At 30.0% G+C, this 26,900-nt stretch carries 24 protein-coding genes and 1 pseudogene; 9 read left to right on the top strand and 16 right to left on the bottom strand.

Translation table 11 applies throughout. The features are described from left to right. Positions 1-2 precede the first annotated feature (2 nt). Positions 3-311: a hypothetical protein gene (locus LGK95_RS05700; RefSeq protein WP_226123109.1), complete on the top strand. Its 309-nt coding sequence runs from the start codon at positions 3-5 to the stop codon at positions 309-311. Positions 312-406: 95 nt separating this feature from the next. Continuing rightward, positions 407-1,843, top strand: a complete 1,437-nt coding sequence (locus LGK95_RS05695) for an NADP-dependent glyceraldehyde-3-phosphate dehydrogenase (RefSeq protein WP_226123107.1) — start codon at positions 407-409, stop codon at positions 1,841-1,843. Between the two features lie 81 nt (positions 1,844-1,924). Here the strand turns inward: LGK95_RS05695 and LGK95_RS05690 are convergent, their stop codons facing one another. Beyond that, positions 1,925-2,653, bottom strand: a complete 729-nt coding sequence (locus tag LGK95_RS05690; RefSeq protein ID WP_226123105.1) for a lysophospholipid acyltransferase family protein — start codon at positions 2,651-2,653, stop codon at positions 1,925-1,927. Between the two features lie 173 nt (positions 2,654-2,826). On the opposite strand from LGK95_RS05690, the gene LGK95_RS05685 reads away from it, so the two are divergent. Further along, a complete protein-coding gene (locus tag LGK95_RS05685) occupies positions 2,827-3,699 on the top strand; it encodes a ComEC/Rec2 family competence protein (protein WP_226123103.1) in 873 nt (290 codons plus the stop codon). Between the two features lie 126 nt (positions 3,700-3,825). Here the strand turns inward: LGK95_RS05685 and LGK95_RS05680 are convergent. The 4 genes and pseudogenes from LGK95_RS05680 to LGK95_RS05665 form a co-directional block, all read right to left on the bottom strand. Continuing rightward, positions 3,826-4,098, bottom strand: a pseudogene (locus LGK95_RS05680) (6-phosphofructokinase); the annotation flags it as partial. A 114-nt stretch (positions 4,099-4,212) separates the two neighbouring features. Beyond that, positions 4,213-5,040 carry an undecaprenyl-diphosphate phosphatase gene (locus LGK95_RS05675; protein ID WP_226123101.1) on the bottom strand — a complete coding sequence of 276 codons (828 nt, stop codon included), beginning with the start codon at positions 5,038-5,040 and terminating at the stop codon, positions 4,213-4,215. A 46-nt stretch (positions 5,041-5,086) separates the two neighbouring features. Then, positions 5,087-6,199 (bottom strand): hypothetical protein, encoded by a 1,113-nt coding sequence (locus tag LGK95_RS05670; protein ID WP_226123100.1) that lies wholly within the window; start codon positions 6,197-6,199, stop codon positions 5,087-5,089. Between the two features lie 214 nt (positions 6,200-6,413). After that, a complete protein-coding gene (locus LGK95_RS05665; RefSeq protein ID WP_226123099.1) occupies positions 6,414-7,289 on the bottom strand; it encodes a DMT family transporter in 876 nt (291 codons plus the stop codon). 265 nt (positions 7,290-7,554) lie between these two features. Here LGK95_RS05665 and LGK95_RS05660 point away from each other — a divergent pair, with 265 nt between their 5' ends. Together LGK95_RS05660 and LGK95_RS05655 are read left to right on the top strand one after the other, a co-directional pair. Continuing rightward, the gene (locus LGK95_RS05660; RefSeq protein ID WP_226123098.1) at positions 7,555-8,913 is read left to right on the top strand and encodes a MurT ligase domain-containing protein; all 1,359 of its coding nucleotides are present in this window, start codon (positions 7,555-7,557) and stop codon (positions 8,911-8,913) included. Positions 8,914-8,955: 42 nt separating this feature from the next. Beyond that, positions 8,956-9,681: a type 1 glutamine amidotransferase gene (locus tag LGK95_RS05655; RefSeq protein ID WP_226123097.1), complete on the top strand. Its 726-nt coding sequence runs from the start codon at positions 8,956-8,958 to the stop codon at positions 9,679-9,681. A gap of 44 nt (positions 9,682-9,725) precedes the next feature. On the opposite strand, the gene LGK95_RS05650 is transcribed toward LGK95_RS05655, so the two are convergent. From LGK95_RS05650 to LGK95_RS05630, 5 genes are all read right to left on the bottom strand, one after another. Then, positions 9,726-11,030, bottom strand: a complete 1,305-nt coding sequence (locus LGK95_RS05650) for a helix-turn-helix domain-containing protein (RefSeq protein ID WP_226123096.1) — start codon at positions 11,028-11,030, stop codon at positions 9,726-9,728. A gap of 35 nt (positions 11,031-11,065) precedes the next feature. Continuing rightward, positions 11,066-12,364 carry a helix-turn-helix domain-containing protein gene (locus LGK95_RS05645; protein WP_226123095.1) on the bottom strand — a complete coding sequence of 433 codons (1,299 nt, stop codon included), beginning with the start codon at positions 12,362-12,364 and terminating at the stop codon, positions 11,066-11,068. A 330-nt stretch (positions 12,365-12,694) separates the two neighbouring features. Further along, on the bottom strand, positions 12,695-12,871 hold the full coding sequence (locus LGK95_RS05640) for a YtxH domain-containing protein (RefSeq protein ID WP_226123093.1): 177 nt from the start codon (positions 12,869-12,871) through the stop codon (positions 12,695-12,697). Between the two features lie 162 nt (positions 12,872-13,033). After that, on the bottom strand, positions 13,034-15,760 hold the full coding sequence (locus tag LGK95_RS05635) for a PAS domain-containing sensor histidine kinase (protein ID WP_226123091.1): 2,727 nt from the start codon (positions 15,758-15,760) through the stop codon (positions 13,034-13,036). Between the two features lie 36 nt (positions 15,761-15,796). Then, complete coding sequence (locus LGK95_RS05630) at positions 15,797-16,744, bottom strand: ribonuclease H1 domain-containing protein (RefSeq protein ID WP_226123090.1); 948 nt, start codon at positions 16,742-16,744, stop codon at positions 15,797-15,799. Between the two features lie 407 nt (positions 16,745-17,151). Between LGK95_RS05630 and LGK95_RS05625 the strand changes: the two genes are divergently transcribed. Then, on the top strand, positions 17,152-18,912 hold the full coding sequence (locus LGK95_RS05625; RefSeq protein ID WP_226123088.1) for an ATP-dependent metallopeptidase FtsH/Yme1/Tma family protein: 1,761 nt from the start codon (positions 17,152-17,154) through the stop codon (positions 18,910-18,912). Positions 18,913-19,170: 258 nt separating this feature from the next. Here LGK95_RS05625 and LGK95_RS05620 read toward each other — a convergent pair whose 3' ends face one another. From LGK95_RS05620 to LGK95_RS05600, 5 genes are read right to left on the bottom strand one after another with little or no spacing between them, the layout of a single operon-like run. Next, positions 19,171-20,175 carry a rhomboid family intramembrane serine protease gene (locus tag LGK95_RS05620; RefSeq protein WP_226123086.1) on the bottom strand — a complete coding sequence of 335 codons (1,005 nt, stop codon included), beginning with the start codon at positions 20,173-20,175 and terminating at the stop codon, positions 19,171-19,173. Between the two features lie 3 nt (positions 20,176-20,178). Next, the gene (locus tag LGK95_RS05615) at positions 20,179-20,589 is read right to left on the bottom strand and encodes a DUF6762 family protein (RefSeq protein ID WP_226123084.1); all 411 of its coding nucleotides are present in this window, start codon (positions 20,587-20,589) and stop codon (positions 20,179-20,181) included. Between the two features lie 15 nt (positions 20,590-20,604). After that, positions 20,605-21,012: a Fur family transcriptional regulator gene (locus LGK95_RS05610; protein ID WP_226123082.1), complete on the bottom strand. Its 408-nt coding sequence runs from the start codon at positions 21,010-21,012 to the stop codon at positions 20,605-20,607. Between the two features lie 18 nt (positions 21,013-21,030). Next, a complete protein-coding gene (locus tag LGK95_RS05605; protein WP_226123080.1) occupies positions 21,031-22,491 on the bottom strand; it encodes an aminoacyl-histidine dipeptidase in 1,461 nt (486 codons plus the stop codon). A 17-nt stretch (positions 22,492-22,508) separates the two neighbouring features. Further along, a complete protein-coding gene (locus LGK95_RS05600; protein WP_226123078.1) occupies positions 22,509-23,057 on the bottom strand; it encodes a manganese efflux pump MntP in 549 nt (182 codons plus the stop codon). Between the two features lie 246 nt (positions 23,058-23,303). On the opposite strand from LGK95_RS05600, the gene LGK95_RS05595 reads away from it, so the two are divergent. The 3 genes from LGK95_RS05595 to LGK95_RS05585 all read left to right on the top strand — a co-directional run bounded on the left by LGK95_RS05595 (position 23,304) and on the right by LGK95_RS05585 (position 26,380). Next, positions 23,304-24,233, top strand: coding sequence for a magnesium transporter CorA family protein (locus LGK95_RS05595; protein WP_226123076.1), 930 nt, complete (start codon positions 23,304-23,306; stop codon positions 24,231-24,233). Positions 24,234-24,387: 154 nt separating this feature from the next. Next, a complete protein-coding gene (locus tag LGK95_RS05590) occupies positions 24,388-25,056 on the top strand; it encodes a DUF4397 domain-containing protein (protein WP_226123074.1) in 669 nt (222 codons plus the stop codon). Between the two features lie 298 nt (positions 25,057-25,354). After that, positions 25,355-26,380 (top strand): PTS transporter subunit IIC, encoded by a 1,026-nt coding sequence (locus LGK95_RS05585; protein ID WP_226123072.1) that lies wholly within the window; start codon positions 25,355-25,357, stop codon positions 26,378-26,380. Positions 26,381-26,440: 60 nt separating this feature from the next. Here LGK95_RS05585 and LGK95_RS05580 read toward each other — a convergent pair whose 3' ends face one another. Continuing rightward, the gene (locus LGK95_RS05580; protein WP_226123070.1) at positions 26,441-26,896 is read right to left on the bottom strand and encodes a PadR family transcriptional regulator; all 456 of its coding nucleotides are present in this window, start codon (positions 26,894-26,896) and stop codon (positions 26,441-26,443) included. Positions 26,897-26,900: the final 4 nt, after the last annotated feature.

Raw genomic sequence — 26,900 nt, 5'->3', positions numbered from 1 at the left:
TTATGAATAAATTAATAGATTTACTTATTTCCAATTTTAAATGTGTTACTAAAGAAATAAAGATATATTTAATTACATTTTATAACGAAACATACTTTTTAATCAATAAGAATTTTGCTTTAAGCAAAAAATATAAACCAGCAATAGACGAAAAACTAAACAAAAATAAAAAACTACAAAAAACTTTAACTATTGCAAGTAACAAAAATAAAGAAGCTGAAAATACTATATTAAAACTTGAAAATGAAAATGCATTACTGCAGTCTAAAATATCTATAATAGAGGATTTAATGACCAAAAGACACTATTAATTATCACTTTAGTCCTGCAATAATATACTTATCTTTGGTTAATACTATACAGGTAAAACAATCTTAAAGCGAGGTGATTTTTCTTGTTCGATAGTATGAGCCAAGATAATGCTTACAAAAATTTATATAATGGTGATTGGGTTACGTCTAAAAATACAATAGATATTTTCTCTCCAGTAGATAATAGTTTAGTCGGCACAATTCCAGCTATGAGCTTTGACGAAGTTAACGCAGTTATTGCAAATTCAAAAATTTATCAAAAGAGTTGGGCTGATATGCCCATTAGCTCCCGTGCATCAATTTTGCATAAATGCGCTACATTGCTAGATGGGAATATAGATTACTTGTCACACATTATGCAAAAGGAAATTGCTAAAGATAAAGATTCATGTATAGCTGAGATAAAAAAAACTGCAGATTTTATTAGATTCACTGCTGACGCTGGCAAACATTTAGAAGGCGAAACTATAGGTGCAGATAATTTCCCTGGTTTTAAGAAAAATAAGATATCTTTTGTATCCAAAGTACCAGTAGGAATAGTTCTTGCTATTTCCCCTTTTAATTATCCAATTAACCTGCCTGCATCAAAAATTGCTCCAGCCTTAATTGGTGGAAATAGTGTAATTTTTAAACCTTCTACTCAAGGAGCTATTAGTGCGCTCCATCTAGCTGCCCTTTTCCACGAGGCAGGTGTTCCGAAGGGAGTACTAAACACAATAACAGGTAAAAGTTCTGAAATAGGCGATTATTTAGTCACTCACAAGGATATAAATTTTATAAACTTTACTGGAAGCACTGAAATCGGAAAACATATAGCTGTAATTGCTGGTATGGTTCCTATGATTATGGAGCTTGGCGGTAAAGATGCGGCTATAATCTTAAGCGATGCTGATATACATAGTGCAGCCAAAGATATTGTTGCGGGAGCCTTTAGCTATTCCGGCCAAAGATGTACTGCAGTTAAAAGAGTATTAGTCTTAAATGATATTGCAGATGATCTCATAAATGAATTGTTAAAAAATATAAAACTTCTAAAAGTGGGAAATCCAGAAGATAGTTGTGAGATAACCCCCCTTATAGATAATAAAGCTGCAGACTATGTTCAAGATCTGATTAATGATGCCATAAGTCAGGGTGCTACTTTATTATGTGGAAATAAACGAGATAATAATTTAATTTTTCCAACATTATTTGATAATGTTACTACTAATATGAGACTCGCATGGGAAGAACCCTTTGGGCCAGTACTCCCGGTAATTAGAGTCAATAGCATTAATGAAGCTGTTGAGATTGCGAACAGTTCTGAGTATGGCCTCCAATCCTCTGTGTATACTAAAAATATTGATCATGCCTTTAATATTGCAAATCAATTAGAGGTAGGTACTGTTCAAATTAACAATAAACCCGAAAGAGGACCTGACCATTTTCCTTTCTCAGGAACAAAATCCTCAGGTATGGGTACTCAAGGTATACGATATAGTATTGAAGCTATGACTAGATCAAAAGCTACAGTATTACTCATAAACCCATAGCATAAAGAAAGAAGCAACCATTTTATTTAGCTGCTTCTTTCTTTATGCACATTAAAATAAATAACATATCGTATATAATTTTTAGTTCTTATCACGTTCCCTATCTAAATTACCTTGGATAATGTTCTTTACTCTATCTGAAATATTCGCTTTTTCTTCCTTAGACATACCATCAAGATATATAGGTTTATCAATTATAAGTTTAGCATTTGCCTTTTTTATTTTCCCATTATTACCTTCCATTACTTTATAAGTATCATAAACTGTTATAGGAATAATAGGAACTCCAGCCTTTATCGCTAGCCTCATACTTCCCTTCTTAAATTCACCCATATTGTTACTTCTACTTCTAGTCCCTTCAGGAAAAATAAGCATAGAATACCCATTTTTCAAATTGTCAACACCTTCAGCCATTGACTTTAATGCCTCTCTTGGGTTTTCCCTATCCATAAATACGCAATGTATTTGCTTCATCCAATAGCTCATTATTGGTATCTTCACCATACTTTTTTTAGCAACTGCACCCGTAAGTCTGCCCATATTAGCAAGTATTACAGGTATATCAAAATCACTTTGGTGATTTCCCACAAAAAGGCAGGCCTCATTTGGTATGTTTTCTTTCCCCTCAACTGTTAAATTTAAACCTGCAGTCTTAAGTACGAAATTAGCCCAATTCGTAGCTACCTTAAATAGATACACCTCTGCCTCTTTAATAGACTTTTTCGTTTTTATGCTATTAAATTTTAATTTTTTAAAGTTTATCCAAATTAGATTAATAATAATAAGTAAATAAAAGTATATAGTTCTCATATATCTGTTCCTTTCATGCTTAGATTAAATTACAACTATGATTATACTAGTTAGTAAGCCTTATTTCAAATTTCTCCTTATGTATTGATATTTTTTTATATATTTGGATAAAATCATTTATATGCTTTAATATTACATATATACTTCAAATATATACATAGGAGATTAGTCGTATGCCAAAGAAAATCTGGTTAAAATATACCTTGATTTGCATTGTTTTAATTTTTATAACTATCTGCATTGCTGTAGGTTATAACTCTACAATAAAAACAAACTTAGATTTAAAAAATAATATAGTTACTCATTTTATTGATGTAGGACAGGGTGATTGTATACTTATTCAAGTAAATAATAAAAACCTATTAATTGATAGTGGAACCAGTGATTCAAAACAAAAATTAATTAGGTATTTAAAAAAGAATAATATTAAGAAACTTGACTATATAGTTACAACACATCCTCATGAAGATCATATAGGAGGTATGGCTAGTATAATTAAAACCTTCGATGTTGGAGAGTTCTATGCACCTAAAGCTATATCTTCCTCTCAATCTTTTGTTGATATGATCAGAGCTTTAAGAAGTAAAAATTTTAAAATAAACATAGCTAAACCTAACATGTATTTAGATTTAGGTGCGAATACTTCTTGCGTTATGCTGTCACCCAACAGCGCAACCTACGAAAATACTAATGATTACTCATGTGTTATAAAAGTTTCTTATAGAAATTCTACTTATTTATTTGCAGGTGATGCCGAAGAACTAGCTGAACAAGAACTTATTAACAATGGTTACAATTTAAAAGCTCAAGTACTTAAAGTTGGTCATCACGGTAGTAAGACATCAACCTCACAAAATTTTTTAAATGAAGTTTCTCCAAAAATTGCTGTAATAAGTTGTGGAGCTTATAACACATATGGTCATCCAAATAAAGAGACCTTAGACAAATTAAAAGAAATAAATTCTATAATCTATAGAACTGATATAAATAAAAATATCGTACTTATAAGTGATGGCACAAACATAAAAAAATTCCAAGGGAAGTAAAAAAACTCAACTAAATATTTCACAATTTTCAATAAATAAAAAAAGACTAGTTACCTAGCTTTTAATATTTATATTGATAATTTACTCATTTATAATACTAAACAAGCATTTAAAAATTGAAGAATCTTATTGATCACCAAAGGAAATTCCAATGCTTCTAGCTACTTTAACTAATTCTCCACTAGGATCTACATTCTTCGGGTGTCCAATAACCTCCTCTAAAGATACAGAAGATATTTTATTTCCTGCAAGACAAACCATCTCTCCAAATTTCCCTTCATTAATTAGGTTAACAGCTGCAACACCATACCTTGTAGAAAGTATTCTATCATAAGATGATGTTATCCCACCTCTTTGAATATAACCGAGCACTGTACACCTAATTTCATGATTTTTTAATTTTATGTATCATATACACCCCTCTAAACTCTATATAATATACCCCAAGCAATTAGAAAATATAAATGACACACTACTATGAATGGAATGTTAATAACCTTCCATTATCATAATTTATAATGATATAACACCAAATTTAATTAAACATATTAATACTATGCCAACAATTATTCTATAAACAGCGAAAACCTTCATAGGTTTCTTTTTCAAATAAGCTACAAATCTTTCAACTACAACTATTGCAACTAAAAATGCAACTACAAATCCAATAACCAAAGTGACAATTTCTCCACTACTAAAATTCATTCCACTTTTAAATAATGTTAATGCTGTAGCTCCAACCATAGTAGGTATTGCGAGGAAGAATGAAAACTCAGTTGCAGCAATTGTAGACACGCCACAAATCCACCCTCCCATTATAGTAGATGCCGATCTAGACATGCCTGGCCATAACGCAAGGCATTGAAAACAACCTATTTTAAATGATTGCTTAATACTTATTTTCTCTATAATTTCTGTAGTATACTTATTTCTAAATTTATTTTCTATAATAATCATTAGAATACCACCAACTATTAACCCCACGGCCACAGTTCCCGAATTAAAAAGATATTCATCTATTTTATCATTCAAAAGAAACCCGAATACTGCAGCTGGTAAAAATGCAATTATAATATTAGTCCAAAATTTAATACCTGAAGCTTTCCCCTTAAGTAGCTCAACAACTGAGTTCCATATTTTAATACGATATAAAACTATAATTGCAAGAATAGCTCCTAGTTGAATAACTACCTCAAAACTGGTTGCAAATGCCCCTTTAAAATTTATAACATCTCCAACAATAATCATATGTCCAGTAGAGGAAATAGGAATAAATTCTGTTACCCCTTCTACTATAGCTATTATTATAGCTTTAAACGCCAATATAATGTTCAAATTCATCTAATGTGTGCTCCCTTCTAACAATAATTAATTTATTATAATATGTTTATTTTTCTATTATTACTTCCCTAGATAAGGTTTTACCATCTTGTGATAACTTAATAGAGTTAATTCCTTTTTTAATTTGTAAACTATAAAAGGTTTCTACTTTTATATAGTCAGAACCATTAACACTTATAAAATAGTTTGGCAACATATAACTATTCATAAATACCCCAATGGTAAAGTCATCTACTTCCTTGGTGTCGTTTTTCAAATCCCTTTTCGCAAATATTAAAGTAGCAGTTTCCTCTTTGCCTGTATTAACATATTGCAAATTTGGAGATATAGTAAACACTTGTGGATTATTAACAAATATAGTAGGTTGAATAAATCCCTCCTTTGTTTCTATTTTAGGAAGCTGCTTATCTTTCAAATAAGTAATTTTAGAATTACTTTTTAACTCACCATATTTATTATTATCTATAGATATACTATAGCTTTCAAAATAACCTGACATATTCTTTATATACTTGCTAGTACCTTTTAAATTAACTATTTGAACGTTTCCTATACCCTTGTTTATTATTTCAATAGCACTGAGTGGTATTTGCTTTTCTCTCATATAGCAGCCATTAACGCCATCGAGCATTATCCACTTATGGTATTTATCACTCCATATTTCACATACATTAAAATATGATTTTCCTTTAACTTTTTTATCAGTACTCCTTAGCATTCCTTGACGTACGTTAATTCCAAGAGAAGCTAAACACTCTTCATATATAATTGCATAATCACTATCTGATATTTCATCCCCATTAAATGCCACTTTCATTATTTCGAGGGCACTTTTATCACTGGACATTGCAGTACTTTGGGCCTTAACTCTCTTATTAATAAATTTCATAATCTTTATGGAGTTATCTAGCTGATCTGCATTATTATCAATAAGTTTATTTAGTCCATATTTAGTTTTAAGTTTTGTTAAGTTTTCATTCTGAGGATTTAAATAATAAAAATGAATATTATTTCCATTATAAAAATTATCCCATTTAGTAACTTGTAAACCTATGTCATTAGTATTTAAACTAGTTCTACCTTTAAAATCCCAAAGAACTACAGCTGCTGCTATAATAGTGAAAACTAAAACTCTATAAATGATACCCTTCTTTCTCATAATTCCTCCTTATTTGGTAGCTTTGCTTTACTAAAATTGTTATTTATTAAATAAATTTTAAAAGATACTCAAAAAAATAACTAGTCCATTTGCTAGTTTATTTTTACATCCCTAATAAAATCTCATTTATTTAAAGAGTATATCATATTTAAAGGAAAATTTACATAAATCAACCCAACGTTTTGTAATGCTTTATACCGTTGGAATTTTTGTATTATTTAGTTTTAGGTTCAATTCTTATCATATATATTGCACATACCACTAAAATAGTTCCAATTATTTGCATACTCGCGATTTGCTCATGTAATATAAAAAATGACACAATCATAGCAGTTGGTATTTCAAGATTTCCTATTATAGATACCTTTAATGACCCTATACATTTTATTGCAGCATATAATAAAGTCAAAGGGATAATCTCACAAAATATAGCAAGTATCGTAGTATACAAAAGAAGTCTCTTAGTTACATGCCCACTAAAAATAAACGCAGGAAACTTATATATAATAAGGCTCATTAATGAAAATAGAGTAGAATAAGCGTTGATTACTAGTGGTTCTAGTCCTTGCAATTTCTCCTCACTATATATATTCATAAAGGCATAAAACATTGCACATATCAAGGCAAATATAACTCCCTTTAATGAATACTTAATCTGTCCTGATAAAATGTCTAGCGTTAAAACACAACCCAAAAATGCTAGAAACACAGCAAAAGTCTTTTTATATCCTACCGATTCCTTTTTAAACAGGACTGAATATATAAAAACCATTATTGGATAAGTATATAATAATATGGCAACCATTTGCATTGGTAAATAATTAAACGCTGTATAATAAAATACCGTCATAAATGTATTTCCAACAATGCCAAGCACAGCTAGTCTTACTATTTGTTTCTTTGTTATTTTGAAAGACTTTTTATTAAAAATATACATCATTGTAAACATTAATGGCACTGCTATAATATATTGTAGTGTTAATAAACTTATAGAATCAATTCCCCCTACATAAGCTAATTTAACAAGAAGGCCTGCACTTCCAAATAATATAGCAGAAAAAATTGAGTAGATATATCCTTGTTGCTTCAAACTAACACACCTTTCACTATAAAAAAATTGCTCTAAAGCAGTTCTTTTTAAATTAATTCAAAAATTCACTAATTGATTATTGGGTTCAGTTTTTAATTATATACTATTTTTTTATGGACCGTTTTGTGTGTTATATTTATATTTTAACAAATACATAGCTAAAAAGCTATAATATTTAATTATAAGTTACATTAATATGTTAGACATTTAAGCAACTATGTTATAAAATTATATTAACTTAAAAATAGAAGTATAATTAAAGGATGTGTTCAAAATTAAAATTAAGTCATTACTCAGTATATTAGTATCAAAGTTTGTTATGAAATTATCTAAGCTTATATTTCAAGGTGGCACTAATTTTCCCGGTAAAATTGCCTTAAAGCTTGATAAAGATATTTTGAAAACAATTGCTAACAATTATGAGGTTATACTCATAACCGGTACAAATGGAAAAACTACAACTACAAGCATGATCTACAGCATTGTAAAAGATAGCAATAAACCAGTAATTACTAATAATACTGGAGCAAATATGTATACAGGAATAGTTGCATGTTTTGTTTCTAATTATTCTTTTAAAAAGTCTGTGGAGAAGAAAATCGCTGTTATAGAGGTAGATGAAGCTAATCTTAAGTTTGTAACTGAATATATAACCCCACGTATTATTACTATTACCAATTTATTTAGAGATCAAATGGATAGATACGGAGAGGTGTATACAACACTAAAGAAGATACTTGAAGGAATTGATAAAGTACCTACATCGACTCTTCTACTTAATGGAGATGAATCTTTGTTTGGAAACTTAGATGTTAAAAATGATTTAATATACTACGGCTTTGGTACTAAAGTTAATGATAACAAAATAGTAGATATTAATGCAGATGCTAAGTTTTGCACAATCTGTAAATCTCCTTATGAATATAATTTTATCACCTACAATCATCTAGGCGATTTCCATTGCACTGGTTGTGGATATAAGCGCCCAGCTCTCACATACTTTGTAGATAAAATTATTGAACTTAACACAAGTGGTTCCATAGTTAATTTTAATAGTAAAGAATATTACATAAATCAACCAGGTACTTACAATATATATAATGCCCTATGTGCATATTCGGTAGCTAAATTATTAGATATTGAAGATACGATTATAGAGCAATCTCTTAAAAACGTGGCTAGTAGCTTTGGAAGGCAAGAAACATTAAATATTGAGGGAACCGAAGTTAAAATAATATTAGTTAAGAATCCTGCAGGCTATGACGAGGCTGTAAACACTATTAATTTAGACAAAAGAAAAATAAATTTATCTCTTATGCTAAATGATAATTATGCAGATGGGAAAGACGTTTCGTGGATATGGGATGTTAATTTTGAACGTTTAACTAGCCTCAATATAAACAAAGTTATGATATCAGGAATCCGTATGTATGATATGGCAATAAGACTTAAGGTTGCAGGTTTTTCATCAGATTCCTTTCTCCTATGTAGTGACGAAGAAACCTTGCTTAACAAGATTAAATCCTGCAATGGTGAAATAGTTTATATACTAGCTACCTATACTGCCATGATAAATTTGAGAAAGTTTTTACACACTAAGGGTTACATAAAGAAAATTTGGTAATAAACCAAATCTAAATTAGAAGGCGAGGTAAACAAAAATAATATGGAAATTAATATTTGTCATTTGTATCCTGATTTATTAAATGTATATGGGGATGTAGGAAATATCTTAATATTGAAACATAGAGCGGAGCTTCGTGATATTCAAGTAAATATCGTTAACGTATCTATGGGTGATATATTCAATGCAGAAGATTATGATATTGTGTTTTTTGGTGGAGGACAAGATTATGAGCAGGCTATAGTCTCACCAGACTTAATAGAGTTTAAAAAATCTGCAATGGAGGAATATATAGAAAGTGGAAAAGTGTTTTTAGCTATTTGTGGTGGTTATCAATTGCTTGGGAAATATTATACTACCCCCGACGGTGAAAAACTAGAGGGCCTTGGCATTCTAGATATCTACACAGAAGGTGGGGATAAACGTTTCATAGGTAACACAATTATTCATAATGAAGTCTTTGATGAAACTTATGTAGGCTTTGAAAATCACTCTGGGAGAACTTATATTAATGATTTATTACCACTTGGCACAGTTAAAGTTGGGTATGGTAACAACGGAGAAGATGGTAACGAGGGTTGCATTTATAAAAATACTTTCTGTACTTATTTCCATGGTTCCCTCCTATCTAAAAATCCAGAGCTTGCTGACAGGATACTTACACTAGCATTAAATAACAAATATGATGAAGTTGCTTTAACTTCCCTAGACGATAGTTTAGAGATTAAAGCTAAGGAATTTATAATAAACAGAGAAACTACTAAATAACTTGTAACTCAAAAAAAAGATGTAGGCCTTGGAAAATTCCAAGCCTACATCTTTTTTTCAAGTTGTATCGCTAAACTAAAATACTTTATAGAATCAGCTACATTACTCAGTTTATGGTACATACTGCCCATTTCTAAGTAACGCATATATATGTCTTGCTTTGGTCCAAATTTTAACAATGAATCTAAAGATAAATTCATATACATCTCTGCACTTGATGCTTTGCCTTGTCTATCAAGAATAATAGCTTTATAATAATAACTTTTTTCTATGAACATAATATCATCTAAATTTATTGCATAATTTAGAACTTCATCAGAAATAACCTGTGCAAGCTCTACTACGTCATTTTTAATAAGTTCATTAACGCAATCTAACATATAGCTAACAAGTCCTACCTTGTTGCCTTTAGGATATACGCTTAGCCCCTTATTAATATATTCAACTGCTCTACTCTTCATATTACAATCAAACATTGTAGATCCATAATTAAAAATAGCTAGTGCTTTACTAGAATCCTTATCTTTATATAGCTCATATGACTTTTTTTCATATTCTGCAAACTTACCATTGTCCATTCTTATGGATAACATGGCCAGCATATGGTATATCTCAGCTGCTTTAAATTCTGTATCTACATACTCTACCAACTCTAACAATCTTATTCCCACTTCATATGCTCGCTCATAATCTTTCAGCATAATATTACAGGCAGCTTCGTTATAAGTAACTATTATTAATTTCTTATAATTAGGCGTTTTGCTTTCTCTTAATCCTTTTCGCACATTACAATAGTAGCTCGAAGCTTGGAGATAGTCTTCTTTTATGTATAAATGTCTCGCCATGTCTATGTAGTAGGTTAATTGGTTATCTTCTATGTTTGTTTTTAAATGTAGATCATAATACTTCGACGTAATAGATTGAGTTTTTTCAAAGTCCTTTTTATCCAAGTAAAAATTAAACAACATATGTATTAATTCAATAGCTAAATCATAATAATTATATTTTTCAGCAAACTCTAAATTATAGGATACTTTTGCTTCAAAAGCCTTATCCTTATCACCCTCAGATTCCTTGCCTTTCATAACATCCTTGCTACTTATGGCATCCTCTTTCAATGACTTAATATTCTCTTCAACTTGTTCTAATACATTTTCATTCAAATATTCAATGTCTATGTCCAGCTTTTTACTTATAAGTTCGAGTATCCAAGGTTCAGCCTTTACCTTATTATTCTCTATACAACTCATTTTAGATACTGATATTTTATCATCACATATCTCTCTTAAGGTATACCCTTTATATACTCTACTCCTTTTTATCTTTTCTCCCGTTGATAATATTTTCATCCTCATCACCTAACCATAAAATAGTTTTACTTAAATTATTTTATTATTCCTAGTTGTCTAAATAACTCTACACCCTCATTTAGGTATTTAGCTGCGTCTGAGCCTCTGGCACCTTCAATATAGAACTTTCCAATCATTATAGATATTTCAGCCGATTTCTTTATTTGCTTTTGTTCCCTAGCAAAGTTTAGTGCTTGTAATAAAGTTTTCTCAGCTTCTAACTTATTATCTTCTAATAAATCGACTCTATATTTTAATAGATAGTAATGAGATAATGCATTGTAATTCCCAGCTTCTATATATTCTAATATATATTCTAAAACTTCCTTAGCTTTGCTTACAGACTTAAGTTTAATATAATTCTCACAAATATTTACTAAGGTATCTATTAACTTTGAATCATTAGTCTTTTGCCTTATTTCCTTGGCTTTGTTTAAATGTATAAAAGATTCTTCCATGTTTTCAAATTCATAAAACAATCTTCCTAAATTGTTTTCTATTTCTGATACATATGTTAAATTGTTAATTTCACTAAATACCTTCAAAGTAATTTTAGAATACTTGATAGCATTCTTAATATCGCCTCTTCTGTTATATTCGTATGCTAATAACAAAAGCGAATTAGCGTATTCTTTCTTATTATCTATTTGTTTAAATTTTTCTTGAGCTAAATATGAATATTTAATAGCCTTTTCCATATTTTCTAATTTAAAATAAGTGAACCCTATGTAATAATATATTTTACCTAATAAAAAATCATTTCCCATTTGATTATCCATAAACACTTTTTCAGCTTGCTTAAAGTAACTTGAAGCTGACTGATATCCCCTAAGTTCAAGTGTTATTATACCGAGTTTCAGAAAAGTTTTAATTATCTCTTCATAAGAATTATTTTTTATAAAGATTACATTTGACGAAAGAAATACCTGTTGAGCCTCAGCAATTTCTTTTCTTTCCATGTATATATCGCCTTTTAAAGATAAATTTCTTGCTTTTCTATATTCCAACTTATATTGTTCAGAATAATATATAGATTTTTCTATGTTTTGTTCAGCCTGTACTAAGTCTTTATTTAAAATATGCGACTCAGCAATATTCTGGTAAAACAAACATATTTTCTCTGCTTGAGCTTCCTCTGATTCCATTAGATATTCAACGGCGGTATTTAAAGTACTTGCCAAATATTCTAATAAATCCATGCTAGGATTAGATTTCCCAGATTCAACCAGACTAATTTGTCCTGGAGTTATCCTGTTTCCTGCAAGATCCTTTAATGTCATATTAAGTTCTTTTCTTTTTCTCTTTATCTTTTCTCCTAAAGACAATATCTCCATAATCACTCTTCCTTTACAACATGGTCATATATAGAATACTTTTATTTTAACAAATCGACAATTTTAATTCAATTATAACATAGTTTACCTATATAATTCTGAATGTATGAATAAGTTTTGAATTTTTAGTAAAAATATTAAAAACTATAACCTATAATTGTTTACAATTATAGGTTCAACATAAATTTTTAATAAAATATTAAAAACTATAACCAATAATTGTATACAATTATTGGTTCAACATAATTTCCAGTAAAAATATCAAAAACTGTAAACTATAAAAACTCCAAACCACATATTTTTAATATAGTTCGGAGTCTTTAATAATTTTTATAACATATAATCTTTCATACTATCATACATGTCACCTGCTATATTCATTACCATCTTACCTGTTTTTTTAGCTCTTCTTCTTGTGCTTCTGTCCATGTTAGGAATTAACATGGTGCCCGCTACTACTCCAATTATTGCACCTGCTGTAATTGTTGACATAAATTTACTATTCATAAGTTACACATCCTTTCTTTAGTTACTCTTTATAGGATGTGCATTTTTATAATAATTAATCTACTTTTTTAAAATTCACAATTACATGTAATACTAACTAAATCTTCTTTTTCACTAACTTAATCCATATCTTATAATCTTCATATATTTTATAAATATTAGTTACTTAGAATAAACATCCGAAAGTTCTACTTGAATACTTTCATTTTTGCTCCGAACATTGCTACTATATAGCATATTTTCGTGAAGTACCTTTACCTTTGGAAGTTTAACTGTAAATTTACTTCCTTTCCCAAACTTACTTTCAACCTGTATAATACCACCATGTAATTCTACAATTGATTTAACTAAACTTAAGCCTATACCCGTACCTTCTGCATTTCTCGATAAAGATTTATCTACTTGCTTAAATCTATCAAATATCATATCCAAGTACTCCTCTTCAATGCCAATTCCATTATCCCTCACTGATATTTCAACAAATTCATTTTCATCCCTAACATCCACAAATATTTCATCACCGACCTCTGAAAATTTTATAGCGTTTGATATAAGATTTAACACAATCCGCTCTATTTTCTCTGTATCGCATGCAATGATATTTTCTTCTTTGTCTGTATCAAAAATAATATTTAAACCCTTACTATCAGTAAGTGAAGTTACAGACATCACTATTTCTTCTACAACTTCAACTATATTGTTATTTGATAAATTTAATTTGAAGAATCCTGCTTCAATTTTTGACAAATCTACAATGTTATTAATAATTTTAGATAATCTATATGAATTTTGCTTAATTGAGTCTATGTATTTTATAATTGAATCCTTCTTCTCGTCAAGTGATCCACTATCGCAATACATATTAAATAATTGAGCAGTTGCAAATATAACATTTAATGGTGTTTTTAGTTCATGAGATATATTAACAAGAAATTCTCCCTGTAACTTTAATGTATTTTCCATGACAATATTAGACTTAATTTCAGTAGTAACATCTATTATTAATATTAATATTTCTCGGATCTCACCATTTACACAGAGTACAGGTTCAAATATAATATTCCAGTATACCTCTTGTCCATTTAACAAAAGATTTTTTTTATTTAAATACTTAATTTTCTTTTCCTTTAACACCTGACTAACGCAGTGGTAGTATTCACTCGATTTAAACATTTCAAATAAGTTTTCAATCGCATTATTTTTTATTTCATTAATTGATTTAACATTAGGTCTTAGTAACCTTATGATATTAAATGCCTTTTTATTGATGTCCACAATTTTTAAGTCTGGACATGATAACCTAACAACGGGTAAATCAAAAGTATTAATCATTCCGCTTACAAATTCATATCTACTTCTTATAACTTCTTCCCGCTTAAAGTAGTCTGTCATGTCCTTACTACAAAGCACTCCTAAACTAAAATTTCCTTTGCTATCATATATAGGAGTGCCATTAATATCTAAATATAATGTTTTATACGGAGACTTTACTATCATTCTCATATTCCTAAACTTTTCTCCCCTCATAACTCTCCGAGAAGGAATATTCTCTAATTCAATTTTCTTCCCATCGATATCAAAAAACTCAGATGATTTATATCCATTACTTATATCGTCCATGCTATCATATGACGAGAAAAACATTTCCCTTGAAGTTTTGTTAAGCAATATATACTGTTCCTTATTATCAAAAATAGCAATAGAATCGGATATGTTTTCAATAATAGCTTCTAGTTCTTTTTTCTGTTCTTCAATTTTTTTTGATTGCTCTATTATTTCTGTAACATCATGAAAACATGACACTATCATTGTTAACTCACCAAATGCATCATAAATAGGAATTGAGCTAATTTCCGCAAAATATTCCCTATTAGGATGACGCACAAAAATCTTAACATTTTTTGATTTTTCACCTCTTAATGCTCTAACTGAAGGAAATTTTTCGAATGGTATCTCATTTCCTGCCATATCAAACACTTCAGTTTCTCTTAGAGCATCTCGTATATTAATTCCTATGTCTGATTGGTAAATTAACCTTTTTGCTTCTGAATTTACCATTATAAATTCACCTTTATTATTTGCAAACATTACCCCCTCAGATAAATTTTCAATTATATTAACCAGCTGTGTATTATGTTGTTCTAATTGTTTTTTTTGCTGTATTATTATCCTATTTTGCCTCTCTAAATTTTGGTTTTCAAAGACCCTCTCAGTAACCTCTATAGCTGTTTCGAATATGTATTTCATGTTTTTATTCTCAAATATAGCTATTTGAGTAAATTTCCAATAAGTTGCATCATTTGAAATATCATTAACTCTAAATTCTTTTATATAGCTAGCTTTTCGCATTGTAAGAATAGAATCCCAAATAATTTCTTCCTGGCTGCCTACAAATTCTTTCACAATTTCTCCAATAGGTCTCCCTATGCAATTACTATGAATATTAAAAGATGAATTAATTAAATCAAGATACTTTTCATTCGCTTTAAGAAGTATTAAATCAGGCACACTGTAAACAGCTGCACCTGATATGTCATCTGTGAATGCTCCTTCTACAAAAATAATCTTGTCCTCAAGTCTGAAATTTGATTTCTCGACAAAAGTATAAATTTCATCATTTGTTTCATTATCATAGTAAAGTGATATATTAACTTCTCGCGGGCAAAGTAATTTTGTAAATATAAATCCAGAATACTTTTTAATTATATTATCTAGTAAAAATTGCGAACTAGTTTTTAGCATCACTCCTATTTCTAGCAATGACTTACCCAATATTTCTTCTATACTAAAACCTGTAAAATCAATAAATTCTTTATTAACTTCTATTACATTATTCGCCCTAAAACACAAATATGGTTCTTTTTTTCTATTTTTAAAATCATCGATCAATTTATTACCCCCATATTTTATATTAAAATCCTATATTTATTTAATCTTCCCTAATAAGTAAGTAATAAACTTTGTTTTGTCAATACTACTTAAATTCTCTATTATAATGTTTGCATTTCCTGGGTTTAAGCTATATTCACTAACAATATCATTAAACCCATATGCTCTTTTTCCTTCTTGATTGTTTTCTTCTTTATCTTTTTCCTTTTTACTTTTTTCATTCTCATCTTTCATCACAATTATGTTTGCATTTCCGCTTGGAGCTATTTTCAGGATTTCTTCTTTTACCTCTTCACTGCCTACATTTATAATGTTTTTAAGTAACCATTTTTCTACAACCTTATCTGATTTTATACCTAGTTTTTCTTTGCATTTTTCATCAACAAGTTCATTAAATAAATCTCCTGTATGACTATCAACCTTAACAAATATAACTTCTATTCCCCTCTTCATAAGTTCTTGCATTTTCGTATAGTATTCCTTTGATGATTCCTCTTTTCTATCCCAAAATCCTGTAGCATGGTAGCATATTCCAACATAATCATGGAATATTACTACTTTCTTCTCACCTTTACTCAGAGCGTACTTACAACCTTTTACTGCACCTTCAAGCTCCCCTGCTATTTGTCTTATGTTTTTAGCTGAATCACTTTTTCCTGAGCCACTCTCTATATGTAGAACTACCTCATTACGCGTGGCTACCATTCCGTAAGAATACTCACAAGTAGTTGAATTATAGCTACCATCAACATAAATATGAAGGCAATCTTTAGGATAATTATTATCTGACTTTTTAAAAACATTTCCTCCATCACTTAAAAACTTTTCGGCTTCATTTATATCTTCAAAGCTTTTATACTTAGCACCTTTTACACCTTTTACATATTTTAAGCACTCTGCCCAAGTGCCAACTATCTTGTTTTCTATTTTTTCTTTAGTACTAGAATTATATCCTTCTTTTATTGCATAAACTTTCTTTCCCATTTTAGACCTTCTCCTTTTTAATCAAACAATATATTTTTCTACCATCTAAGATGCTTAAAATTTTCTTGAACCTTAAAGGTATTATGGAATACCCCTTGAACTATCATAAATAAATTATACAACAAAAGATAAAATTATCAATAATATCTTTTACATTATTTACATTTCCATATTCTATTAGGTTCGGTGGACAAGGCTTTAAAAAGATATTATAATAGCTCTTATAAGTTGCTAATATATCGACACAATTCTACAAAGCATAAAAAATATACAAGCTATTATATCAGATATAATAGTATCACATTTAAATTAGCAGAAACAAAAATAAGTATATTATGCGAAAGGATGGTGAATGAGGCGATTCCGCAAATACTTTAAAAGTATAGTTGCTTACTCGCTTCGATCATATGAATAAAATTAAAAACAAATATATTTTGATTCCTGCTATCACTGCAGTTCTTTCTTTAGTATTTCTCATCTTTGTGAGTAGTACTTTTAAAATATCAAAAGATAAACAATACACTGCCTTTCTTAAAGATGTTTCAACGCGTTCCATCTCAACTGTATACGTAACAACTTCACCTAAAGTTCAAGTTAAACTTAACGATGGTACTATCTATACAACTGACAATCCAAGAACTAATAATTTCAAAGAGAACTTGTTAAAGGATGGAATAAATGTTTCAGAGCAAACCCTAACTAGTCCTTCTGAAATAGCATCAATTTCAGGTTTTGTTATATCACTTATAGTTCTTGGAATTATGGCCTTTAAATCAACAAAACGAAAGTCAAAAGGCATGTTTTCAGCTACAAATCTTGATGTTACTGCAGTAGAAGATATAGGTTATAATTTTGCTAATGTAGCAGGTAATGAAGAAGCTAAAGATAGTGTACAGGATGTAGTAGATTTCCTTAAAAACCCTGAAAAATATTCTGCTTATGGTGCTAGAATGCCAAAAGGAGTAATTCTATATGGCGATCCAGGAACGGGAAAAACTTTACTTGCAAAAGCCGTGGCAGGCGAGGCAAATGTACCTTTTTATGCAGTATCTGGTTCAGATTTTGTTCAGATATATGTAGGGGTTGGTGCCGGAAGAATTAGAAGCTTATTTAAAAAAGCTAGAGGCCAAGGTAGAGCGGTTATATTTATTGACGAGATTGATGCTATTGGTAAAAAAAGAAATAATGGACCTGGTGGTGGTTCTGATGAAAAAGATCAAACACTTAACGCTCTCCTAACTGAAATGTCTGGTTTTAATGAAACAGAGGGTATAATTGTGATTGCAGCAACCAATAGACTAGATATGCTAGATGAGGCACTATTAAGGCCTGGTCGTTTCGATAGGCATATTGAGGTCACTCTACCTGATGTATCTGCTAGAGAGAAAATTTTAAAACTTCATTTTAAAAACAAGCCTATTAAAGATATAGATTATGCTGAATGGGCACATAAAACTACTAGCTTTTCAGGTGCAAAACTAGAGAATTTAACTAATGAGGCTGCTATTATTGCATGTAAGGACAATGCTGTATTTATCAGTAATGAGCATATGGATAAAGCTTATTCAATAATGCTAGCTGGTTATGAAAAAGTTGATAGAGATTATATTAAAGACCAAGATAGAAACATAACCGCATTCCACGAAGCGGGACATGCTTTAATTTCGCTTAAAATGTTGCCAAAGGATAAAGTGTCTAAAGTAACTATAATCCCAACTACTAAAGGTGCAGGCGGATATACTTTAAGTATTCCTGAAGATTCGCTTTATCAAAATAAAGATCATTTAAAGAAAAAAATAATGGTACTTTTAGGTGGTAGGGCTGCTGAAGAAATTACATTTGGTCTAGATCATGTAACTACTGGTGCTTATAGTGACCTGCAAAGAAGTACTGAGCTTATAGCAAATATGGTTACAGAATATGGAATGGGTGAATCCCTAGGTTTACTTAGTATGGCTAAACTAAAAGAATCAGGTTTTACAAATCAAGAAACAGTATTCTTAGAATGTAAAAATTTGATTTCAGATTTATATGAAGAAGTTAAAAGTATCCTGCTTGATGAAAAAGATTCTTTAGATGCTGTAACAGCTTTATTGATTGAGAAGGAAACCATATGTCACGAAGATTTGATTAATATTATTGAGGATAAAAATAATGGAGTTGCATAAAATTTTAAGATTCCCTATACACTAAAGTTATTTAAGGAATCTTTATTTTTTAATGAGTAAACCGTCATTTTTGTATAAGGAGGTGCATTAATGTTACAACTAATTGGTTTAGTCGTTGTAATAATTATAATATTAAAATTTGTAGGCGTATTATAATTAATATTACTTAAATATAAATTAATGCATATTAAAACAAAGGTACATAAACATAAATAACAAGTTTTAATATAAGCTTGCTATTTATGTTTATGTGCCTTATTAAACTTGGGTTCTAAAATTAACTATAAAAGCTACAATCATTCCCCCAAGAAGTCCACCTACATGAGCAAAATTATCAATGTTCGGTAAAGTTGCGCCTATAAATATATTAATAAATATAACTGACAGAATACTTCTTATAAAAGCATTTCCAGTTTTACCTTTAGATTTAATAGCAAAAATAAGTACTGCCCCGAGTAATCCAAAGATTGCACCTGATGCTCCAATTGACACATTTGTTGAAAAAATATAACTAAATATAGATGCACATATTCCGGAAATAAAATAAATAGCAATATACTTTGCCTTTCCATAAACCTTTTCGACCATAGGCCCTATAGCATAAAGTGAATACATATTGACACCTAAATGCACAATCCCGCCATGTAAAAACATGCAAGATATAAACCTGTAATATTGGCCTTGCGCTATAAGATTATTAACTTTCGCACCGAGCAAGATTAGAACATTGGTATCACTGTTAAATATACTACCTTGTGCATAAACAAAACTCAAATATGCTGTAACAATATACATTACAACATTGACAGCTATAATTCCCATTGTAATCCAAGGTTTATCTCCTGCACTTATTTTTTGACTACTACTATGTAAATTGCCATTATTCATCACAGACACTATGTCTTCAACAACTTGTAAATTCACATTTTCAGAATATGTTACTTTTCTCTTTAACAAATTAACTTTAATTAATGGTTTCTCTAAAAAATAATTTAATGAATTGTCTTCTTGCTCCCTATCAGATCCATCGTCCTTATCAGAGACTAGTATATAAATGTTTTTTTTGTCGTCAGGAATATCATATTGCAATATTTCATTAGAACTATTTTTCGTTATAAATATTAATCTATATAACACTCCACCAATATTTTTACTCACCGTCCACAGCTGCGATCTGTTTTTCTTACTTGTTATATCTTCTAATAAATAACCATTTTGCTGAGTAATACCATTTATGATGGCCTTTAAATTTTTTTCTTTCATAATTTACTCCTGCTCAAATTTATATTCCTCTTCTTTTCCTTTGATTTTTATAAAAACTTCTCTAAGTTCTTGCTTTATTAATTCACATATTTCAATTATAGCTTCGCGCACCACCATATGCTCATCCGAATATTTGAATTTAACGAGCCAAGTTGGGTTATATTCATCATCTACGGCCTCAATATAATATCCTTTGGATTTGAAAATTTCCTCATTAAAATTGTCATAGATCGCTGTAAACTGCCATTCTTCAACGTCGACCTGTGTATCAAAAGTTAAGTTAATTAATTCTCCAAAATAATTTAGTTTCGTAACAAATTCCGCTCCTTCGGAAGCTTCATAACTCCCAAGCTCTTTAACAAATTGATTAGTTTCTTTATCTATTTCCATTAAGACCAATGAAGAAAATTGCATCAAACTCATCCTTTCTTATTTTTTACATTCTTTACAGATGCCTTTTAAAAGAATATGACTTTCTGTAAGAGTTATTCCTGTCTTTGCTTTTATTTGTTCTTCTATTTGTGGTATTGGACAATCTATAAGCATTTTTTTATGACATAAATCACACTCAATTATATGTTTATGAGAATTATTATTCATAGTATAGTTATACATATTATTCCCCAAATCAAATTTATTTAATATCTTTTTATTTTCTAGCAAATCTAGGGTTCTATATACCGTTGACAAGTCTATTTTTATATCATCTTTTTCTAATAACTCATATATTAGATTTGCATTTATGGCTTCACTTCTAGAAATTATAATTTCTAATATACTTTTTCTTGCCTTAGTAATTCTAATATTATTTTGTTTCAAATATGAAATTACATCCATCTCATTCACCTTACTATTTTATTTTATTTCTTTCAGTATTTCTACTAAATAATTCCATGTTCTATCTGTTGATGATATACTTAAATGTTCACCCGGTGTGTGTACATCATAAATATTAGGTCCAAATGATATTTGATCAATATTACCTTCAAATTTTTCACTAAACAAACCACACTCAAGGCCTGCATGTATCGCTGATATTTCAGGTCTTTTACCATATAAATTTTTGTACACATCTTGAAGTACTACCATTATCTTAGAGTCTTTATTATATTCCCACTCTGGATAATCTGCTTCAAATTCAATAGTTGCCCCTACCATCTCTGCAATTACTATAGTTTCATCACGTATTGCCTTCTTTAAACTTTTTACAGAACTTCTTATTGCAGAATCAAATACTATGTTTTCGTCATTAGTTTCAATTATCCCTATATTTGTTGAGCTTTGAACTAAGCCTGCTATTGCCATACTCATACTTTTAACTCCATTCGGAATTAAAAACAATATTTGAAGAGCTTTTGTAGCAGTTCCTTCTGAAAAGATTTTATTTACTTTAGTGCTCATGATTTCAATAGCTAAATTAACATCAGGATCAATCCCATTTAGTTCATTTTTAAGTGTTGAATTCCATTGTGATAATTTTTCAATAACTCTTTTCTTATCATCTTCCCTAAATAATATAATTGCATCCGCATCACGAGGAATTGCGTTATTTTTAGCTCCTCCACTTATAGAATTTATTTTAAAATCTATAACCGATTTTAAATCCATTAAAAAACGTCCCATAATTTTGTTAGCATTTCCTCTTTCTTTGTTTATTTCCATTCCAGAGTGCCCGCCTTTTAAACCTCTTAGTCTTATGGTAACACTTATAAAGCTTTTATCTGCCTTTTCCCAATCTATTTTAAGCTTTATTTTTTCACGTACCCCGCCTGCACAACTTACTAAAAGTTTTCCCTCTTCTTCTGAATCTATATTAATTAATATTTTTCCGTTTAAATTCTTAGGATCTACTGCCTGAGCTCCAATCATACCTATCTCTTCTCCAGTAGTTACTAATAGTTCAATTGGTGGATGCGCAATATCATCCGATGCAAGCACTACAAGGCTAAATGCAACTGCAATACCATCGTCTGCTCCGAGTGTAGTACCATTTGCTCGTAAATTGTCACCTTCTACAATAAATTCAATAGGATCTTTTAAGAAATCATGCTTTGCATCTATATTTTTTTCACAGACCATGTCCATGTGACCTTGAATTATTATATTTGGCGCATTCTCATATCCGGAAGTTCCAGGTTTACTAATTATAATATTTAAAGCTTTATCTTGAATAACTTTTAAATTATGTTCTTTTGCAAATTTTACAAGCCAGTCACTTATTGCTTTTTCATTTCCAGAACCTCTTGGAATTTCGTTCATCTCTTTAAAATATTTAAACGCCTTAAATGAATTTAAATCCTTTAATTTTTCTAACATGTTTATCATCCTTTCTTTTAAGAAAACATCATCTTAAGCCCAAAAATAATTAATATTATTCCTCCGATGTAATCTGCATATTTACCTACAACTTCTATTTTTTTTAAATATTTAGAGATTAAAAAGGCAATCGTTACCATTACTAGAGTTATCCCACCAATAAACAATGTATCTTTAAATAACATAACCTTCGTTATATTATTTAATACCGTAAACCCTACAACCATTGCATCTATACTCACTGACACCCCCAAAATAATATACATCTTAGGTTTAAGTAGTGGACAACTGCCTTGATTCTCAATTCCTTCTTTAATCATAATTACTCCAACTGCTGATATAATCATACCGCCAATTATAGTCGGCATTGAGGCTACATATGTATTAAAAAGGAACCCAGCATAAGCCCCAATATATGATAATAAAAATTGAAATAACCCAAAGGAAATTGTAAAGCTTACCTTATTTGCGAATGTAGTTTTATCGTTTAAGCCTATACATAAAGCAACTCCAAACGCATCTAAGGATAGTGCTATAGCAATTATAAATAATGGATACATATCCATGAATTCTCCCACTCCCCTCAATAATACTATACAATATATTTAGTCCAATTTCTCTATTATTATTCTCATTTTTTTAATTAATGTGTATAACTTTCCATATACTATTATCAATTATTCTCTCTTTCTTGTCAACTATGGTTTACTACTATAATAGCAAATATTAAAAATTATTTAATTTATTATAACTTGTATATATCGCCTTCAATGGACTATAATATAAAGGAAATTACACAAGGAGGTGTTGTAATGCTTTCAATATATAGCAGTGCAGAAAACAAACAGTTAACAAGGCTGGAGAATATAGAACCGGGTTGTTGGATTAACTTAATAGATCCGTCTGATGAAGAATTAGTATTCGTTTCTAAAAACACTACTGCACCTATGGATTTTCTAAGGGCTGCTTTGGATGAAGAAGAAACTTCCCGTATTGACATAGAAGATTGTACATTAATTATTCTAGACATTCCCTTTACAGATATGGATGATAATTCTTTAACCTATGACACTTACCCTATAGCTATGATTCATACTGATAAAGTAATAATTACAGTTTGTTTAAAAAACAGTAAAGTATTATCAGACTTTGCTGAAGGGAAAATAAACTCATTCTTTACCTTTAAGCGATCAAGGTTCATGCTACAAATTTTATATAGAATTGCAAACTATTATCTAATATACTTAAGACAGATTGATAAAAAAAGCTACATAGTAGAAAAACAACTACATAAAACCTTAAGAAACAAAGAACTTATTCAATTATTGGCACTGGAAAAATCTCTTGTTTATTTTTCTACTTCCTTAAAAGGAAATGAAATTACCTTAGAGAAAATGCTTAAACTAGACCTTCTTGAAATGTATGATGACGATAAAGACGTATTAGAAGATGTCATTATTGAAAATAGACAGGCCATAGAAATGTGTACTATTTATACTAACATTTTAAATGGAACTATGGATGCTTACGCTTCTGTTATATCAAATAAACTTAATATAGTAATGAAATTTCTTGCTGCTATTACCATAGTTATGGCTATACCTAATATGGTTTCTGGGCTATTTGGTATGAATGTATCTGGAATACCGAATAGTGCTTTAGGATTTTGGTATGTCGTCGCATTCATTGTACTTCTTGTAATCTTTGTCATTTATTTTTTAAATAAGAAGGATATGTTTTAGATAACAATATTAATCATTATTATTATTATGATTTAGACTGTAATGTATTCATAGGTTTATAATATATCATTTTCATAAAGCATAATTTTAGTAACCTTCTGACATATTTCTTCATATATTAATATAGTAGAAATATGTTAGAAGGGAGCCTTTTATGTTCTATTGTCCAGAAACTATTAATAATCCTTATTCTCTATATAGAGTAAGCCCAATGACTTCGTATTTTAGAGTTCTTCATTCTTCACCTAAATCCCCAGCGGTTGACGTGTATATTAATGACATGTTAAAATTCAGGAATCTTACCTATGGTGCTTTTACAGATTATATAGAGGTTGTTACTGGTGATTACAATGTAAAATTATATGCAGCAGGTACTAAAACCTCACCTGTACTTGATAAAAATATATTTGTTCCACCTGAAAAAATTTATACTGTTGCAGCTATAGGAATATTGCCTAACATTGACTTATTACTTGTTCTTGAGCCTAGAATTATAAACCCTAGTGATAAGGTTTATATTAAATTTGCTCATTTATCACCTAATGCTGGTGCTGTTGATATTGCATTACCAGACGGCAAAATTTTATTCAGAAATATTAAGTACAAACAATTTACAGATTATATAGAAGTTCCTGCTGGTACCTATACTTTAGAAGTTAGACCAACAGGAACAACGACTATTGCATTATATGTTCCTAATATTAGACTAAAACCTCAACGTTTTTATACAGTTTATGCTGTAGGTCTAGCGAATGATCGGCCAGGTCTTCAAGCTTTAATTCCTCTTGATGGCAGTTCTTACTTAGATTTTGATAATAATTAGTTATACCTATGTAGTTTAAATGTTTAAGAAATTATACAATAAGTCATAAAGTGCTGGGAAGCTTTCCTAGCACTTTATCTTTTTTTATACCTTTTCGTGTATTTGGGCAGGAATAATCAGTCATTTTGCTAACATATTTCACTAGTTATTTATTTTTATTTTTCTTATTGATGTGTTTATAATAAGATGTTATAATGTTGTCAACCTCTATGTATATACATTGGTATATACATATCAGAAAGAATTAAATAACAATTATTGAGCATAATAAAGTATATATTTATTAGGAGGAGAACACATGGAAAAGTTCAAAACTATTGTTAAAAAAGTCTTTAAGCGAGATTTTGTAGACGCTTTAAGTGCCATGGCATTAGGTCTGTTTGCTTCATTAATCATTGGACTTATACTCAGTCAATCATCTAAAATTCCTGGATTAAACTTCCTTAAAGAGTTTACAACAATTATTTCATCTAAATCCCCTGTAATAGGTTCTGCTATTGGCGTGGCTGTAGCTTGGGGCTTAAAGGTTACCCCTCTTACTATGTTTTCATCGGCTGCAACTGGTGCATTTGGATATATGTATATGGGTGGAGGCCCAGTAGGGGCTTTTATTGCTGCTGTAATAGGTGCAGAGCTTGGTAACTTGGTTGCCGGAAAAACAAAACTTGATATTCTTATAGTTCCTATTGTTACTATTGTTGCTGGTAGTATAGCAGGTAAATTTGTCGGTCCTTATATTTCAGCCTTTATGACAAATTTAGGAGCAGTAATAAATTCTGCTACTACCCTTATGCCTATTCCTATGGGTATCGCTGTGGCAACCTTAATGGGCCTAACACTTACTTCTCCAATTAGTAGTGCTGCTATAGCAATTTCTTTAAACATGTCTGGACTTGCAGCTGGTGCTGCGACAGTTGGTTGCAGCGCCCAGATGATAGGTTTTGCTGTTTCTAGTTATAGAGAAAATAAAGTAGGTGGTTTAGTATCACAAGGACTAGGTACCTCCAAGCTACAGTTACCTAACGTCCTAAGACGTCCTCAAGTCTGGATACCTCCAACACTCGCTGGAGCAATTTTAGGTCCTCTATCTACTTCAGTATTCTTTATGAAGAATAATTCTATAGGTGCTGGCATGGGAACTAGCGGTTTCGTAGGTCAGTTTGGAACTCTTGCAGCTATGCAGGGAAGCGCTCCTACCTCAATTATAGTTATGAAAATATTGCTTTTACACTTTATAGCTCCTGCAGTTCTAACTTTGATTTTTTCAGAAATTATGAGAAAAAAAGGTTGGATAAGGGAAGGAGACTTAAAACTTAAGCTTTAAGCTAGTAAATTTATAAGTAGCTGCAAGTGAATTCACTTGCAGCTACTTATTTTATATACTTTAATTATATAAATCACCATAAACAATTTTAAATACTTGTAGAGCTTCTTCTATTTTATCTTGTAATAAATATTTTTTATGCTCTAATTGTCGTCTACCTTCTTGTGTAATTTTATAAATTTTTTGTGCTTTTTTAGAATTATTCCACTCTCCAACAACCATTTGTTCCTTTTCTAACCTTTTTAAAAGAGGATATATCCCGCCTGTACTAGGATTCCAAAGACCATTCGTTCGTTCGCCTATTTTATGAGATATATCATTCCCATTAGTTTCTCCTAAACTTAGAATATATAGCACGTATAAAGGTAATAACCCTTTTGTAAATACTTGCCCCACTGCTTCTTTTTCTTTTTTAACTTTTCGAAGTTGCGAAAGTTTTTTCTTGTATTCTAAGTACAATTTTTTTTCCTGAGCCCTAATGTCTATCTCACTTTTTTTGTTTAATATATCAGACATTTTT

Origin of the sequence: Clostridium algoriphilum, assembly GCF_020443705.1 — a bacterium.
In the GTDB taxonomy this organism is placed as follows: domain Bacteria; phylum Bacillota; class Clostridia; order Clostridiales; family Clostridiaceae; genus Clostridium_AD; species Clostridium_AD algoriphilum.
This window is presented reverse-complemented; position numbering and strand designations above follow the sequence as displayed.